The sequence below is a fragment of the Ignavibacterium sp. genome, from assembly GCF_025998815.1.
Taxonomy (GTDB): domain Bacteria; phylum Bacteroidota; class Ignavibacteria; order Ignavibacteriales; family Ignavibacteriaceae; genus Ignavibacterium.
Map to the genome: position 1 here is coordinate 2102322 of NZ_AP026678.1, position 17056 is coordinate 2119377.

Annotated in this window: 18 protein-coding genes; 14 read left to right on the top strand and 4 right to left on the bottom strand. The window is 35.0% G+C overall.

What is annotated here, in order from left to right; translation table 11 throughout:
* Window positions 1–13 precede the first annotated feature (13 nt).
* The 6 genes from rfbA to Q0X14_RS09135 are packed head-to-tail and all read left to right on the top strand — an operon-like array spanning window position 14 to window position 5264.
* A complete protein-coding gene (gene rfbA, locus Q0X14_RS09110; RefSeq protein WP_297837331.1) occupies window positions 14–889 on the top strand; it encodes a glucose-1-phosphate thymidylyltransferase RfbA in 876 nt (291 codons plus the stop codon).
* Window positions 889–1443 carry a dTDP-4-dehydrorhamnose 3,5-epimerase gene (gene rfbC / locus Q0X14_RS09115; protein ID WP_297837334.1) on the top strand — a complete coding sequence of 185 codons (555 nt, stop codon included), beginning with the start codon at window positions 889–891 and terminating at the stop codon, window positions 1441–1443. Before rfbA ends, rfbC begins: the two co-directional genes overlap by 1 nt.
* A gap of 18 nt (window positions 1444–1461) precedes the next feature.
* The gene (locus Q0X14_RS09120; RefSeq protein ID WP_297837337.1) at window positions 1462–2631 is read left to right on the top strand and encodes a DegT/DnrJ/EryC1/StrS family aminotransferase; all 1170 of its coding nucleotides are present in this window, start codon (window positions 1462–1464) and stop codon (window positions 2629–2631) included.
* Window positions 2632–3882, top strand: a complete 1251-nt coding sequence (locus Q0X14_RS09125; protein ID WP_297837340.1) for a hypothetical protein — start codon at window positions 2632–2634, stop codon at window positions 3880–3882.
* Window positions 3830–4294: a hypothetical protein gene (locus Q0X14_RS09130; RefSeq protein ID WP_297837342.1), complete on the top strand. Its 465-nt coding sequence runs from the start codon at window positions 3830–3832 to the stop codon at window positions 4292–4294. The genes Q0X14_RS09125 and Q0X14_RS09130 overlap by 53 nt, the downstream gene beginning before the upstream one ends.
* A 4-nt stretch (window positions 4295–4298) precedes the next feature.
* A complete protein-coding gene (locus Q0X14_RS09135; protein ID WP_297837345.1) occupies window positions 4299–5264 on the top strand; it encodes a GDP-L-fucose synthase in 966 nt (321 codons plus the stop codon).
* A 21-nt stretch (window positions 5265–5285) separates the two neighbouring features.
* Here the strand turns inward: Q0X14_RS09135 and Q0X14_RS09140 are convergent, their stop codons facing one another.
* The 3 genes from Q0X14_RS09140 to Q0X14_RS09150 are packed head-to-tail and all read right to left on the bottom strand — an operon-like array spanning window position 5286 to window position 7457.
* A complete protein-coding gene (locus Q0X14_RS09140; protein ID WP_297837348.1) occupies window positions 5286–5423 on the bottom strand; it encodes a hypothetical protein in 138 nt (45 codons plus the stop codon).
* Window positions 5413–6738: a 23S rRNA (uracil(1939)-C(5))-methyltransferase RlmD gene (gene rlmD, locus Q0X14_RS09145; protein WP_297837351.1), complete on the bottom strand. Its 1326-nt coding sequence runs from the start codon at window positions 6736–6738 to the stop codon at window positions 5413–5415. Before rlmD ends, Q0X14_RS09140 begins: the two co-directional genes overlap by 11 nt.
* A complete protein-coding gene (locus Q0X14_RS09150) occupies window positions 6735–7457 on the bottom strand; it encodes a methyltransferase domain-containing protein (protein ID WP_297837360.1) in 723 nt (240 codons plus the stop codon). The genes rlmD and Q0X14_RS09150 overlap by 4 nt, the downstream gene beginning before the upstream one ends.
* A 144-nt stretch (window positions 7458–7601) precedes the next feature.
* On the opposite strand from Q0X14_RS09150, the gene Q0X14_RS09155 reads away from it, so the two are divergent.
* The 6 genes from Q0X14_RS09155 (at window position 7602) to Q0X14_RS09180 (ending at window position 12664) form a co-directional block, all read left to right on the top strand.
* Entirely contained in the window at window positions 7602–9626 is a 2025-nt protein-coding gene (locus Q0X14_RS09155; RefSeq protein WP_297837362.1) for a S9 family peptidase, read from the top strand.
* 12 nt (window positions 9627–9638) lie between these two features.
* On the top strand, window positions 9639–10055 hold the full coding sequence (locus Q0X14_RS09160) for a YkvA family protein (RefSeq protein WP_297837364.1): 417 nt from the start codon (window positions 9639–9641) through the stop codon (window positions 10053–10055).
* Window positions 10055–10579: an NUDIX hydrolase gene (locus Q0X14_RS09165; protein ID WP_297837365.1), complete on the top strand. Its 525-nt coding sequence runs from the start codon at window positions 10055–10057 to the stop codon at window positions 10577–10579. The genes Q0X14_RS09160 and Q0X14_RS09165 overlap by 1 nt, the downstream gene beginning before the upstream one ends.
* A gap of 14 nt (window positions 10580–10593) precedes the next feature.
* Entirely contained in the window at window positions 10594–11199 is a 606-nt protein-coding gene (locus Q0X14_RS09170; protein ID WP_297837368.1) for a hypothetical protein, read from the top strand.
* A gap of 83 nt (window positions 11200–11282) precedes the next feature.
* Window positions 11283–12041 (top strand): geranylgeranylglyceryl/heptaprenylglyceryl phosphate synthase, encoded by a 759-nt coding sequence (locus tag Q0X14_RS09175; RefSeq protein WP_297837370.1) that lies wholly within the window; start codon window positions 11283–11285, stop codon window positions 12039–12041.
* A 38-nt stretch (window positions 12042–12079) separates the two neighbouring features.
* Entirely contained in the window at window positions 12080–12664 is a 585-nt protein-coding gene (locus Q0X14_RS09180; RefSeq protein ID WP_297837372.1) for a D-sedoheptulose 7-phosphate isomerase, read from the top strand.
* Between the two features lie 8 nt (window positions 12665–12672).
* Here the strand turns inward: Q0X14_RS09180 and Q0X14_RS09185 are convergent, their stop codons facing one another.
* The gene (locus tag Q0X14_RS09185) at window positions 12673–13227 is read right to left on the bottom strand and encodes a DUF192 domain-containing protein (protein ID WP_297837374.1); all 555 of its coding nucleotides are present in this window, start codon (window positions 13225–13227) and stop codon (window positions 12673–12675) included.
* 68 nt (window positions 13228–13295) lie between these two features.
* Between Q0X14_RS09185 and Q0X14_RS09190 the strand changes: the two genes are divergently transcribed.
* Window positions 13296–14144 carry a prolyl oligopeptidase family serine peptidase gene (locus Q0X14_RS09190; protein ID WP_297837376.1) on the top strand — a complete coding sequence of 283 codons (849 nt, stop codon included), beginning with the start codon at window positions 13296–13298 and terminating at the stop codon, window positions 14142–14144.
* 230 nt (window positions 14145–14374) lie between these two features.
* Window positions 14375–17053 (top strand): pyruvate dehydrogenase (acetyl-transferring), homodimeric type, encoded by a 2679-nt coding sequence (gene aceE / locus Q0X14_RS09195; RefSeq protein WP_297837378.1) that lies wholly within the window; start codon window positions 14375–14377, stop codon window positions 17051–17053.
* The last annotated feature ends 3 nt before the right edge of the window (window positions 17054–17056 follow it).

Below are 17056 nucleotides of genomic sequence, written 5' to 3' on the forward strand. Positions count from 1 at the left end.
CTGAAAATTCTCTATGAAAAAAACAAATAAAGGAATTATACTTGCCGGAGGTTCCGGTTCAAGACTTTATCCAATCACAAAAGTTTATAGCAAACAGCTTGCACTTATTTATGACAAACCTCTTATTTACTATCCACTTTCTATTCTGATGTTGGGAGGAATTAAAGACATTTTGATAATTTCAAACAAAGAAACTATTCCGCTTTATCAGCAACTATTTGACAATGGAAATCACTTAGGACTAAATATTTCATATAAGGTTCAGGACGCACCAAACGGAATTGCTGAAGCTTTTATCCTGGGAGAAGAATTTATTGGTAATGATAATGTTACTTTGATTCTTGGCGACAATATTTTTTACGGTGATCTCAGCTTTTTCTACAGAGCGCTTAAAAAAGAAACCGGTGCTACAATTTTCGGTTATCAGGTAACAGATCCACAGAGATACGGCATAGTGGAATTTGATAAAAATGGTAAAGCCATTTCGATTGAAGAAAAACCATTGAATCCTAAATCGAATTATGCAGTACCCGGACTTTATATATATGACAATCAGGTTGTTGAGATTTCAAAAAATCTTAAACCATCCGCTCGCGGAGAACTTGAAATTACTGATGTGAACAGAACATACCTTGAAAGAGGTCAGTTGTATGTTGAAAAGATTGGAAGAGGAATTGCCTGGCTGGATACAGGAACTCCTGAAGCATTACTTCAGGCATCAAACTTTTTTGGTGTAATTGAAGACCGTCAGGGATTAAAAGTTGCCTGCATCGAAGAGATTGCTTTCAATAAAGGTTTTATTAATAAACAGCAATTTGAAAAACTTGTTGATTCAATTCCCAAATCCCTCTACCGAAATTATCTTGAAAAAATTCTGAAAGAGTCTTAATGGAAATAATTAAAACACCTATTGACGGACTTCTTGTAATTAAACCAAAAGTGTTTGGAGATTCACGCGGCTATTTTCTGGAATCATTTCGCTTATCAAAATTTCGTGAGCATGGAATAGATTATAATTTCGTGCAGGACAACATCTCAAAATCCAGAAAAGGAACAATAAGAGGATTACACTATCAGATTGGCGAGATGGCACAAGGAAAACTTTGTCAGGTTATTTACGGAAAAGTACTTGATGTGGCAGTTGATATCAGATTCGGCTCACCAACCTTCGGGAAATATTATTCGGCAATTTTATCGGAAGATGATCACACACAACTCTGGATTCCTCCAGGTTTTGCTCACGGATTTTCAGTCCTTTCCGATGAAGCAATTTTCTACTACAAGTGTACTCAATACTACAGCAAGGATCATGAACGAGCAATTAGATTTGATGACACTCACTTAGCGATTAATTGGCTAATTGATAATCCAATTGTTTCTGAAAAAGATTTAGCTGCAAAATTTTTTAATGAAATTGAAAAAGATTTTTTTTATTCAAAATAAATTCGAAAAGGAAATTTTATGCGAGTACCACTTCTTGATTTAAAGCCACAATACCAATCCCTCAAAAAAGAGCTTGATGAAGCAATAATACGAGTTGCTGAATCACAATACTTTATTATGGGTCCGGAACTTTCTGAAATGGAAAAAGAATTTCAGAATTATCTGAATGTAAAGCATGCCTGGGGAGTTTCATCCGGAACAGATGCACTTTTACTTGCTCTTATGGCATTAGACATCAAACCCGGTGATGAAGTCATTGTTCCTACTTACTCATTCTTTGCAACTGCAGGAGTTGTTTCAAGATTATTTGCTACACCTGTTTTTGTTGAAAACGATCCTGTCACTTTTAATATTGATCCCAAAGACTTTGAAAGCAAGATAACACCAAAAACAAAAGCTGTCATTCCTGTTCACCTTTTTGGTCAAAGCGCTGAAATGGATGAGATAATGAAAATAGCCAACGCTCATAATCTTTATGTGATAGAAGATGCCGCACAAGCAATTGGCACTCAATATAAAGACGGAAGATTTGTTGGAACCATCGGACATATTGGATGCTTTTCGTTTTTCCCAAGTAAAAATCTTGGTGGTTATGGTGATGGTGGTTTAATTGTAACTAACGATGATAAGCTATCTGAGATAATCAGAATTAAAAGAGTTCACGGTGGCGAACCAAAATATTATCACAAAGTGATTGGTGGAAATTTCAGATTAGATGCTCTTCAGGCAGCAGTTCTCAGAGTTAAACTTCCACATCTGCAATCTTGGTCAGAGAAAAGACAGCAGAATGCAAAAAGATATAATCAACTTTTTATTGAAGCAGGGCTTGCAGAAGAACCAGGCAGAACAAAATTCGACAGCAGGAATAAAGTGTTGCTTCCAAAAGCAGTCTATGAAAATTCCGGTGTCAGAAATTATCATATCTACAATCAATACAAAATTCGTGTTGAGAAACGCGATGCTTTAAGAGAATTTATGACCAAGCATGAAATCGGAACTGAAATTTATTATCCGGTTCCTTTCCACTTACAGGAATGTTTTGCTGATCTTGGTTATAAGAAAGGTGACTTCCCTGTTTCTGAATTCTCAGCAAATACATCAATTGCTCTTCCCATTTATCCCGAGTTGACTGACGATCAATTACAATATGTTGTTTCGACTATAAAAAAATTTTTTGATGAAAACTAAATGAAGAATCTTTTAATAAAAGTTTTTTTCATCTTATCATTTTATTCAGTTACTTTCTCACAGGTTGTTTACGAACCTTTAGGAAGTGATGTCTATTCTTTTTTAAGCCGGCTTAGTCAGAAAGGAATAATTGAGCTTGATGATCAGATAAGACCATTGAGCAGAAAATATATTGCAGAAAAATTATCCTTACTGAAACAAGACACAAATAAATTAACTTCACTTGAAGTTGATGAATTAAATTTTTATTTGACCGATTTCGGAAGAGAACTTGATTTGTTAAGCAATACTAAGGTTGACAAAGAAAAAATTTCAAGCATCAGTAAAGATTCCTACGGCAGATATCGTTTATTCTCTTATCGTGATAATCTTTTTAGTTTTAATCTTTCACCAATCATCGGAGCTGAGATTGGCTCAAGAGATAATGAAAGATTAATTCACATCTGGAATGGAATTTCGTTTTATGGATATCTCTCAGATAACATCGGATTTAACTTCAGATTTATTGACAATACAGAAAAAGGAAACACAATTGATAAATGGAGAACTTTCACTCCTGAAACCGGATTTCATGTAAGAAATGATCAAACAATATTCGGATTTCCACCAGATAAAATTGAATACAGTGAGGTCAACACAAACATTGGAGTTGATTGGTTGTGGGGAAAATTTTCAGCCGGTAAAGATTTTATGGAATGGGGCTATGGTGAAAGCGGTTTACTTGTTTTATCACAAAAAGCGCCTTCCTTTCCCTTCATCAGACTTGATGTTAATCCTGTTGATTGGTTTAGCTTCAATTATTTTCACGGCTTTCTTTCTTCTGATGTAGTTGATAGCAACGCAACATATTTTCATCAGACTAATGGAGAAAGAATTGTTTTTCGCGAAAAGTATATTGCTTCACACACTCTTTCAATTAAACCAACTAACGGCTTAACTCTTTCACTCGGTGAATCAATTGTTTATTCAGATAAGTTCGAATTCTCTTACTTATTTCCATTGATTTTCTTCCGTGTGAATGATCATCATTTAAGTCGCCAGATAAATGAAGCCGGCAGTAACTCGCAATTTTTCTTTTCTGTAAGTTCAAGAAATCATTTGAAGAACACACATCTTTATGGAAGTTTGTTTATTGATGAGCTTACAATTACAAACATCTTTGATAAAGAAAAGCAACGAAATCAATTTGGTTTTTCGTTTGGAACTTCTGTTACTGATTTGCCTTTCGATAACTCTTACTCTGACACTTGAGTACACAAGAATTTATCCGTTTGTTTACGAGCATTATATTCAAACAACAACATATCAGAATGCATCATATAATCTTGGACATTGGATGGGTAGCAATGGCGACCTGGTTTATGGTTCAATAAATTACAGATTTTTAAGAGGATTGCAGGCAACCATTTGGGCTCAATATATTCGCAAAGGCGAAAAAGGGAATGCTTATCTTCAATATCAAACGCAACCTCAGCCACCATTTCTTTTCGGACTCAGAAAGAATTACACTTACTTCGGTGGATTTATTAAATATGAAATTTATCATGAACTTTTTGCAAAATTTAATTTTCAATTGATGAAATTATCAGAACAACAGGAAGATTTGAGTTATCGTGATTCAAATCTGAATGAATTTTACTTTTCAATTTATTATGGGATTTGAAATAATGAGCAAGTATAAAAACAAAAAAATTTATGTTGCCGGACACAATGGAATGGTTGGCTCAGCTATAATGAGAGCTCTGCAAAAGAATGGATATAAAAATCTTATTACAAAGTCCTTCAGTGAACTTGATTTGAGAAGACAATCCGATGTTGAAAAATTTTTCAATGAGCAAAAACCTGATGTTGTAATCGTTGCTGCAGCAAAAGTTGGTGGAATTCTGGCAAACAATACTTATCGTGCTGAATTTATTTATGATAATCTGATGATTGAAGCTAATCTTATTCATGCTTCCTATCTGAACAAAGCAGAAAAATTAATTTTTCTTGGAAGTTCTTGCATTTATCCAAAGCTTGCACCACAACCATTGAAAGAAGAATATCTTCTCTCCGGATATCTTGAATATACAAACGAACCCTATGCGATTGCGAAGATTGCAGGAATTAAATTATGCGAAAATTATTTCAGACAGTATGGATGTAATTTTATATCTGCAATGCCAACAAATTTATACGGACCAAATGACAATTTTGATTTACAAACTTCTCATGTTCTGCCCGCACTAATCAGGAAATTTCACGAAGCGAAAATTCAGAACGCGCCTTCTGTAACAATCTGGGGAACCGGAAAACCTCTCCGTGAATTTTTATTCGTTGATGACCTTGCCGAAGCTATACTTTTTATGATGGAAAATGTCGAAGCTTTAGAATTATATAATCTTGGTATCACTCATTTGAATGTTGGAAGCGGAAAAGATATTTCTATTGCAGAGCTGGCGTCATTGATTGCAAAGATTGTTGGTTACAATGGTAGAATTGAGCACGATACATCCAAACCTGACGGAACACCGAGAAAGTTAATGGATGTAAGTCGGATAAATTCTCTTGGCTGGCAATACAAAACCGAACTTGAAGAAGGAATTAATAAAACCTACGATTGGTTTCTGAATAATTTCAATCCGAAAGTTTAGTGAATCTCTTTAGTAACAATTTTATTTCGAAAGTAAGGCAACATTCTCGATGTGATATGTTTGAGGAAACATATCCACAGGTCTGATCTTAAGTAAATTATAACCAGCTTCCACAAACATTTTAATATCTCTAACCTGTGTTGTTGGATTACAACTCACATAAACTATTCTTTTTAGGAGAAAGTTGAATTACATCTTCAACTGTATTCTGATGCATTCCACTTCGTGGTGGATCAATTATCATTACTTCAGGAACCGGAAAATTTTTTTTATGAATAATTGGTAAAAATGATTTGTAAAGGTCTGTTGTGATGAATTCTACATTGGAAACACTGTTCAGTTCTGCATTCACCTTAGCATCTTCAACTGCGGATTGAACAGATTCAAATGCAAAAACTTCTCTTGCTTTTTGTGAAATATAAATTGCAATTGTTCCTGCACCTGAATACAAATCATAAACAATTTCATCGCCTTTTAATTCAGCATAATCCAAAGCTGTTTGATAAAGTTTTTCAGCTTGTCTGGTATTTGTTTGAAAGAACGAATTTGCGCTTATCCTGAAAGTGTAATTTCCTATTTTATCGTATATGAACCCGCTTCCGAAATAAACTTTCTCATAATCACCAACTGCAACTGCAGATAATTTTTTGCTGATATTATTTACAATTGTTGTGATTGCCGGAAAATTTTTAACGAGTTGTTCAACATATTCTTTAAGAAGTTCATCATCTTCATCTGATGTTACTAAATTCACCATTAAATCTTTTGTGTGATAGGATTGTCGAATCACAAGGTTCCGTAAAAATCCAGTGTGAGTTTTTGTGGAATAGACAGAAACATTTTTTTCAATAAAAAATTTTCTGGTAAAATTTAATATTGAATTACTCAATTCGGACTGAAGAAAGCATTCGTTTATATCGAGAACTTTATCATAAATCTTTGGAATGTGAAGTCCGAGTGCAAAATCTTTTTGAAATTTATCGGCAGACGAAATTTCCTGTTTAGTTAACCAGCGTTTATCACTGAATGAAAATTCCATCTTATTGCGATAGAAATAAATGTCATCCGAAGGGAGAATATTTTCAATTTCGAAATTGTTAAATCCACCAAGTTTATAAAATATTTCTTCTACTTGTTTCTGCTTATACTCAATCTGCTTTTGATATGAAAGGTCTTGCTGCTTACAGCCACCACAAACACCAAAGTATTTGCATTTTGCTTTCACTCTATCTGGCGAAGCAGAAATGATTTCTGTTGTAATCGCCTCAGCATAGGATTTTTTAATCTTTGTTAATCTTGCTTTAACTACATCTCCGGGATAAGAACAATGCACAAATACAACATAATTTTTTTCAAAACCATCGGAGTCATTTATTCCGAGTAAATCATTCTTTGAAACTTTTGCAATTCCCTTTCCTTCGAATGCATATTTTTCAATTTTAAATTCTGCTATATCGCCTTTTTTAATCTTCATTTTTCGTTTTGAGTTTTCTTTAATATCATCATCTTCAATCCAATAAACTTATCAGCTCCGAGTTTAAGATATGCATTGGATTCGTGACTGATTTTATTCAGCAGTTTTTTGTAATAACTTTTTTCTTTATCTGTTAGTGTTTCAATCGCTTGCTTCAACTGATTTGCAGCATTCTCATAATAATTTTTCAATGAAGATGATAAATCTTCCTGATATAGGACAAGGAAGTTTCTCTCTTCATAATATTTTGCACACTCATCGTGATACAGGGGTAAGATATCAGATGATTCGAAAATGTCTTTTACAAATTGAGGATATTGTTTGGCCAAAGCTGTAATTTCACTTACACACAGTACCGATTCATTTTTCAAAATTCTTTTAATCTCTTTGACAATTTTGTTTCTGTTTGTCAGAGAGATTGACGCCTGAGCATAGATCAAATCAAATGATTCATCATTAAAATCTGTGTTTTCATAATCCATCATCTTAACAGAAACTTTTGAGTCCTTTGGAAGATTTAATCGTGAGTTGATTAATGATTCATAGTCATTTACAATAACTGTAACTGAAGCCGCACCGGAATCAATCATTTTTTCTGCAATCAATTCACTGTTTGAACCGATAACTAAAACAGTTTTATCACTTAAATGAATTTTTGATTTCAGAATTCTGAATTGCTTGAAACCACCGGGAAGAAATATGTTTTGGTTCTTATTCATAAAATTTATCTCCGTAAAGTTAATAAAATTACTCTATCTGTTTTTTTGAATGAACAACAAACTGAAAACTGATTTATTACTTTGTCATTAGGCATTCCAAAGACTATTTTTGAAGAGCAATTTCAACATACTTCAGAGGCACAAATGAAAAAATTTCTCTCGTTAATTTTTCTGATAATATTCATTTCAATAACAATTTTCCCGCAATCAAAAAGAGCAATTACAATCGACGATTTATGGGCGATGAAAAGAATTGGCAGTTATGATGTTTCTCCGGATGGAAAAACTTTGGCTTTTGCTCTGACATCGTACAGTTTCGACACTAATAAAGGCAACTCCGATATTTATCTTATTGATATTGATGGAAAAAATTTAAGAGCACTGAAAAATTCTGATAAGAATGAAAGTGAACCAAAATTTTCACCTGACGGAAAATCAATTGCCTTCACAAGAGATGGCCAAATCTGGCTATGTAATTTAGATGGTTCGAATGAAAAGCAACTTACAAAAATTTACTCAGAAGCTTCCGGATTTGAATGGTCTGCTGATGGTAAAAAGATTTTATTTGTTTCATCAGTTTATCCTGATTGTATTACACAGGACTGTAATGAACAAAAAGACAAAGCTAAAGAACAGAGTAAAGTTAAAGCTCAGATTTTTACTCAACTTATGTACAGACATTGGAATGATTGGCGTGGAGATAAAAGAAGTCATCTTTTTATACTTGATGTTGCTTCCGGAGACTTTAAGGATTTAACCGAAGGCAACACTGAAGATGTTCCGCCACTTGCTTTGGGCTCGTCAAATGATTACAACTTTTCTCCTGACGGGACTGAAATTGCTTTCACACTTAATCCTGAGTTCAGCAAAGCAACAAGTACAAACCTAGAAATTTTTCTTTTAAGTCTTACAGCTCCAGGCACTCCTAAACTTATTTCCGATAGCAAAGGAGTTGATTGTCAACCTGTTTATTCACTGAACGGGAAATGGCTTGCCTGGACATCAATGAAAAGAGCCGGATTTGAAGCTGACAAAAAAGATATAATTCTCTTTGAACGAAGCACGGGAAAGATGAAAAATCTTACAGAAAATTTGGATCGCTCGGTGGAAGAATTCATCTGGTCACCGGATTCAAAAACAATTTACTTTACTGCGCAGAATGAAATAAACAGTTCTATCTACAAGCTTGATGTTGAAGAAGGTGAAATAACTCTATTTCATAAGGACAACTTCAATACATCCATAAAATTATCAAATGATGGAAAGACTTTATTTTTCCTTAAGCAAAGAGCAACTATGCCATCAGAGATTTATTCTCTCAGCACCGATGGAAAAAATACTTTGCGACAAATAACAAAGGTAAATGAAAATCTACTTTCTCAAATCGAAATGAATTCAGTTGAAACATTCTGGTGTGAAGGTGCAAATGGTGATAAAGTTCAATCAATTTTAGTTAAGCCACCGTTTTTTGATCCTGCAAAAAAATATCCGATGGTATTTTTAATTCACGGTGGTCCGCAAGGTGCGTGGGAAGATAATTTTCATTTCAGATGGAATTATCAAATGTTCGCTTCACAAGGTTATGTAGTAGTTGCTCCTAATCCACGCGGCTCAACAGGATACGGACAAAAATTCACAGATGAGATTTCCGGCGACTGGGGCGGAAAAGTCTATACAGATTTGATGAACTCTTACGATTACGCTGTTAAAAACTTTTCATTCATTGATTCAAAAAATACTTTTGCTGCGGGTGCTTCTTATGGTGGTTATATGATTAATTGGATTGCTGGTCATACAGACAGATTCAATGCTTTGGTTTCGCACGCAGGAGTTTTTAATCTCGAAAGTATGTATGGAACAACCGAAGAACTTTGGTTTCCTGAATGGGAATATGGTGGAACTCCGTGGGAAAAAAGAGAAGTTTATGAGAAATGGTCTCCGCACAGATACATTCATAATTGCAAAACTCCGGTCTTGGTTGTACACGGTGCAAAAGATTTTCGTGTTCCAGAAGAGCAGGCATTTCAGTTATTCACTTCTCTGCAGCGACTTGGTGTTGAAAGTAAATTTTTATATTTCCCTGACGAAACTCACTTTGTTGCAAAACCACTTAATTCAAAACTATGGTGGGAAACTGTTTTTGAATGGTTTAAAACTCATTTGAAATAATGGAGGTAAAAAATGAAAGAGAGAGATATTCAAATCGTATCACCCGATGATGAAATATTCGAAGACTTAAATGATCTTGGTGCCTTCAATATCGGAGGCAAAAGCGAAAAACAAATTGAAGAAGATTATAAAGAAAAAGCAACTTATGTTGAAGAAAATCTTTGGACGAAGCTTGAAAGGGTTGGTAAGAAAATTTCTTTTGCTAAAGATATTATAGCGCTGTTCAATTATATGCGTGACCCTTTAGTAAGCTGGCATCGTAAAGCAATTGTTGTGATGGGATTGATTTATTTCATTTCACCAATTGACACAATTCCGGATATAGCTCCTTTAATTGGTTATCTGGATGATCTCGGCGTAATTACTGCACTGCTAAAATTTCTCGGTCACGAACTGATTCCATATTATGATAAAAACTACAGAGCTTAATGAATTACAAACTTTTAAAATCTGAAATAAAGTATCACGGAAAAGTTTTTGATCATCAGGTTGATGAAATTCAATACGACAGCGGAAATATTGGGATAAGAGAAGTTGCTGTTCATCCTGGCGGAGCAGTTGTAATTCCAATAAAAGATGATGGAAAAATTATTTTAGTAAAACAGTTTCGTTATCCGCTACAAAAAACTTTAATTGAACTTCCTGCCGGAAAGCTTGATAAAAATGAAGACCCTTTAAAGTGTGCAACAAGAGAACTTGAAGAAGAAACAGGTTACAAAGCCAAACATTTCGAAAAGCTTGGTGCAATTTATACAGCGCCCGGATATTGTACTGAAATTCTTCATATATACAAAGCGACAGGATTGATTGCCGGCAACCATAATCGTGAGGAAGGTGAGCAAGGCATGGAACTGCTTGAATTTTCTTTGGATGAAATCAAAAAGAAAATTTTATCCGGTGAGATAAATGATGCAAAAACAATTGCAGGCATATTTTATTTAGCTCAAAAATGATTATAGGAGCAGTTATGAAAAAGTTTTTTGCGCTTCTTAATCTCTGCTTAATTTTCTTCACTTTTGAAAATTCTCTTTCACAAACCAAACTTGAATTTAGTGCCGGATACATTCACACTCTGAATAGTGAAAATATTTTCGCACACATCAAAGATGGTTTTCAAGGCTCTGTTGCCATAACACATCCATTATCAGAAACAGTAGATTTAACCGGAAGAATACTTTATCAATCACGAAGTTTTGACACCAAAAGTTTCTCATTTATAATCCCCGCTGTTGTTGGTTATTCAATTCCGGTTATAACAAATGGTGATAATCTGAAATCCTACGGAGTTTTGTTGGGTGTAAGACTATTTTCAAGTCGTTATAAATTCATAAACACCTTTATCAGCACTGAAGCAGGAATTATTCATCATTCAGACAGTTATTATGAGTTGGATAACTTCACAAGAATTAAATATGCTAACAGCAAAACACTTTTTGAATATTCATTCGGACTTGGATTTCGCTTCAGTATCAATGAGAATTATAGCGTCAATATTGAAGGGAAAATGTCTCACATTCCCTCTGAAGGATTGGTTTATTTCCCGATAAGTCTGGGTTTTATGATTCCATTTTAGAAAAATCGGTGACAAATATTTATTTCAAATCTTTTATCTATACTTCAAAATTTCTATATTGAACAGGCACTAATGCAATCTTTATGAAGATTTATAATCATCTTAGAAATACAATTAAACAAAAGGGAGCGGCTTATTTAATACTGCTCGATCCTGATAAACTTCCCGAAGAAAAACTTCAGGGATTTCTGATTCATTGTGAAAAAAGTGGAGTGGATGGATTTCTTGTTGGCGGTAGTTTGATGATTAATGGTGATTTCGAGTCTTTCATTTCCAAAATAAAATTATTCACAAAACTTCCTTTGATAATTTTCCCGGGAAGCATTACACAAGTCTCACCAAATGCAGATGCAATTTTATTTCTTTCTGTTGTAAGCGGAAGAAATCCGGAACATCTGATTGGCAAACATGTTCTTGCTGCTCCTTCAATTAAAAAAAGCGGGATTGAGCCAATATCTACTGCTTATATTCTGGTTGATTCCGGCTCAACTACAACTGCAGTTTATATGAGCGGCAGCTTACCAATTCCACGCAACAAACCTGAAATTGCTGCTGCAACTGCTTTGGCTTCTGAATATCTTGGTATGAAACTTATTTATCTTGAAGCCGGAAGTGGTGCAGAGCAACCTGTACCTGATGAAATGGTAAAATCTGTCTGTGAACAATGTTCTGTTCCTGTAATTGTTGGTGGTGGAATCAGAGATTCTGCAACAGCAAGAAAAAAAGTTGAATGTGGTGCTTCGATTATTGTAACCGGAAATTTCTTTGAAGATGAAAACAACTGGGATTTAGTTAAGGAATTTGCAAATGCAGTTCATATTAAAAATTCCATCCTGGTTTAATTAACTTTTCTCCACAATCTTTAACAAGAAAGACTTTTATGGACGCAAAAAAATTTTTTACTGATTCTTTAAATGAAAGCGCTGAAACAAAATTAAAAATGAGAGATCAGCTGATGGATGAAGTTCTTTCAGCCGTTGATTTGCTTGTTGATTGTTTTAAGAATGGGAATAAATTATTGTTATGCGGTAATGGCGGAAGTGCTGCTGATTCACAACATATTGCAACTGAGTTGATGATAAGATTAAGTCATCATATTCAAAGACCTGCATTACCTGCAATTGCACTTACTACAGACACATCAAATCTTACTGCAGGTGGAAATGATATTGGTTTCGAAAATGTTTTTGCAAGAAATGTTGAAGGGCTTGGAAATAAAGGTGATGTTCTGCTTGCAATTTCTACAAGCGGAAATTCTCAGAATGTTATCAAAGCAGTTGATATGGCTCATCAGAAAGGAATGAAGGTAATCGGATTTCTTGGTGGAAGCGGCGGTAAATTAAAACCGATGGTTGATATTCCGATTGTTATTCCTTCACCCAACACACAGAGAATTCAGGAAGGACACATCACAGTTGCACACATTATTTGTGAATTGGTGGAGGATAAATTATATGGTTCGTGATAAAATTATCACTGACTTAGTTTCATTTCCATCCAATCAATTTTATCACCGACCTGAATATTGTGTTTATCAGTAAATCCGGCTAAAACTTCCACAACATATCTCGCGGGCTTTGACGAAGGATAACTTATATCCGAAAGTATTCTTGTGTTTTTATGAATGGTAACTATTGTTTTGCTTTCATCTACAAAAATCATATCAAGAGAAATAAGAGTATTACGCATCCAGAATGAAAGAAAATCCTGTCGCAGGAAAATAAAAAGCATTCCCTGATTTTCAGTCATCTCTTTTCTGTTCATTAAACCAAGTTGGCGTTGATAGTCATCATCAGCAATTTCAATATCAATTTTAGCTTTTGTGTTGCCAAGTGAATCAGAAAATATAAGTTCACCTTCTTTGGTAAATGTATAATATTCCATTTCGTGCTTTGAGTCTTTTATAAAATTGTTAAAAATTAAAAAAGCAGCTATTAAAACTAAAACGATTACAATGCCTATCTGCTTTGCGCCAAACTTCTTTTGCGTTTTATTTTTTTTTGAGTTTCTACTGTTCTTTTGTACCATATATATTTTTTTGAATATTTGTTTGTGAAAAATAAAAAAAGTATTACTCAGATTTAGCAATCAGTTTTATGCAAATATTATCCCGTGAAATGATCTCTTTACCCGAGCAACAAAATAAAATGATCATCAGCGGTTGGGGCGCTGATGTTCTTGATAAAACTACAGTTGAAAAGATTACATATCTTTCTGATGGATTAAAAGTAAAAGGTTATATCGCTTATCCGAATGATAATTCAAAAACATATCCTTGTATTATATGGTGCAGAGGCGGTTATGGAAATGCCGGCGCAATTGATAAATTCACCGCAAGAGGAATGTTCGGACAATTAGCAAGTTGGGGCTATTGTGTATTTGCATCTCAGTATCGCGGCAATGATGGTAGCGAAGGTCACGATGATTTTGGTGGTGATGATGTGAATGATATCCTTAATCTAATTCCGCTTGCAGATGAAATTCCGCAGGCAAATAAAAATGTTTGGGGAATTGAAGGTTGGAGCCGCGGCGGAATGATGACTTACCTGACTCTTACCAGAACAAATATTTTCAAGGCAGCAATTGTGCTTGGTGGTATAGCTAATCTGCGTTGCAATGCTGAAGAAAGTAAATTTATGCGTCGGCTTTATGAATACTCTTTGGGAAATTTTACTAATGAGGAATTCAAAAAGAGATGTGAAGAAAGGTCCATTATTAATTTTCCTGAAAAGCTTTCACGACAAACACCTCTGCTTATCATTCACGGCAATGCTGACGAAAGAGTTTTACCACACGATTCAATTGATTTATCCTACAAACTTCTCGAATTAAATTTCCCATTCCGATTGGTAATGCTTGAAGGTGGTGATCATTTTCTTAAATCTCACCGTCAGGAAGTTGATGAAATGAGAAGAAAATGGTTTGACAGGTTTCTGAAAAACTGAGTAGGAACTATTTCCAGGAATCGATTTCCGGACGACTTTACTTTTAATTTTGTCGATGAAATAATAATTAATCTCAGTCACACCGCACAGCTCATTTCTTGTTAATCAAAGCCGATTGATATATTTTTTCAAACCAAGTTGAGCATAAATTTCCTTCGCTTCATCATATTGAAGTGAATTTTTCTAACATAGAATTGTTTAATCAGAAAATCGTAAAAAAGGATTGATTTATGAGTAATCAGTATAAAAGAGACCCACAAATTGATGAAATTGAAACCCGCGAATGGCTTTATTCACTTGACTATGTTTTAGAACACGGAGGTCCTGAAAGAGTAATTGAACTACTGCAACAACTACAGGTTCGTGCTCATAAAGCAGGTGTTCAGATTCCTTTCAGTGCAAACACTCCATATATCAATACTATTCCCAGAGAAAAACAACCACCTTTCCCGGGTGACAGAGAAATTGAAAGAAGAATTAAAAGTTTGATTCGTTGGAATGCTATGGCAATGGTTGTTAAAGCGAACAAAGAAGAAAACGGAATTGGCGGACACATTTCTACTTACGCCTCTGTGGCAACTTTGTTTGAAATTGGTTTCAATCATTTCTTCAGAGGAAAAGGTGATGGATATGATGGTGACCAAATTTATTTCCAGGGACATGCTTCTCCCGGCATTTATGCAAGAGCTTATCTCGAAGGAAGAATTACCAAAGAGCAGTTGATCAATTTCAGAAGAGAGTTAAAACCTGGTGGTGGGCTTTCATCGTATCCTCATCCTTGGCTTATGCCTAACTTCTGGGAATTTCCAACTGTATCAATGGGACTTGGACCTATTATGGCAATTTATCAGGCAAGATTTAACAGATATCTTGAAGACCGTGGACTTAAAAAGCCGGGCGGAAAAGTTTGGGCATTCCTTGGTGATGGTGAAACCGATGAACCGGAAGCTCTGGGTGCAATTACATTAGCATCAAGAGAAAAACTTGATAACCTGATTTTTGTAATCAACTGTAACCTTCAAAGATTAGATGGTCCTGTTCGTGGAAATGGAAAAATAATTCAGGAACTTGAAGCAATTTTCCGTGGTGCCGGATGGAATGTTATTAAAGTTATCTGGGGTAGCGATTGGGATCCTTTACTTGATATGGATAAAGACGGAAAACTTGTTAAAAGAATGGGTGAAGTTGTTGACGGCGAATATCAGAAATATTCTGTTGAAGGTGGTGCGTATATCAGAAAGAATTTCTTTGGTAAAGATCCTGACTTGCTGAAGATGGTTGAAAAAATGAGTGATGAGCAACTAAGAAAAATGAAAAGAGGTGGACACGATCCTGAGAAAGTTTATGCGGCATTCAAAGCTGCTGTTGATCATGTCGGACAACCAACTGTTATTCTTGCAAAGACAATTAAAGGTTATGGACTTGGTGAAGCAGGCGAAGGCAAAAACATTACTCATCAGCAGAAAAAACTTAACGAAGAAGAGATGAAAGAGTTCAGAAGCAGATTTGGTATTCCAATTTCTGATGAGCAAATTGCTAATGACCCGTTCTACAAACCCGATGAAGATAGTGACGAAATAAAATATCTTAAAGCCCGAAGAGCTGAGCTTGGCGGATTCGTTCCTTCAAGAAGAACAGATGTCCGACCAATCAAAACACCACCTGAAGCAATCTTTGAAGAATTCTACAAAGGGACTGAAGGCAGAGAAGTTTCATCAACAATGGTATTTGTAAGAATACTTGCAAAGCTTCTTAAAGATAAAGAAATTGGAAAACTGATTGTTCCTATTGTACCTGATGAAGCCCGAACATTCGGAATGGAAGCTTTGTTCAGACAGGTGGGAATTTATTCTCACGCAGGTCAATTATATGAACCGGTTGATGCTGATTCACTTCTTTACTACAAAGAAGCTAAAGACGGACAGATACTTGAAGAAGGAATTACTGAAGCAGGTTCAATGTCTTCATTCATAGCAGCAGGTACTGCTTATCTTACACACGGAATAAATATGATTCCGTTCTTCATCTATTATTCAATGTTTGGATTGCAAAGAGTTGGCGATTTGGTTTGGGCTGCAGGCGATATCGGTGCAAAAGGATTCTTAATTGGTGGAACTGCAGGAAGAACAACTCTTGCAGGCGAAGGATTGCAACATCAGGATGGCAATAGTCATCTACTTGCTTATCCTGTTCCAAATCTTGTTGCATACGATCCAGCTTATGCCTATGAACTTGCTGTAATAATTCGTGATGGAATAAGAAGGATGTTTGAAGAACAGGAAAACATTTTCTACTACATAACTGTGATGAATGAAAATTATCCGATGCCTGAAATGCCAAAAGGGAAAGATGTTAAGGAAGGTATTCTGAAAGGAATGTATAAGTTCAGTTCATCGGATAAAAAATCTTCAAAGCTAAAAGCACAATTATTTGGAAGCGGAACAATTCTTAATGAAGTAATTAAAGCTGCTCAGATACTTGAGGATGATTATCGTGTTGCCTGCGATGTTTGGAGTGTTACAAGTTATAAAGAACTTCGTCGCGAAGCTTTAGATATTGAAAGATGGAATATGCTTCATCCTCTTGAGAAACCAAAGAAAAATTATATTCAGAAAATTCTTGAAAAAGAAGAAGGGGTTTTTGTTGCTGCATCAGATTATGTTAAAGCGCTTCCAGATTCAATTGCCAAGTGGTTCCCGGGATATCTTTATTCACTCGGCACTGATGGATTTGGCAGAAGTGAATCAAGAGCAGCACTTCGCGACTTCTTCGAAGTAGATGCTAAACATATTGTATTTGCAACTCTGGTGGCTCTTTACAGAGAAGGAAAAATTCAGGAGAAAGTGCTTGATAAAGCAATTAAAGAACTTGGAATTAATCCTGATAAGAAAAATCCTATGATTTCTTAAGCT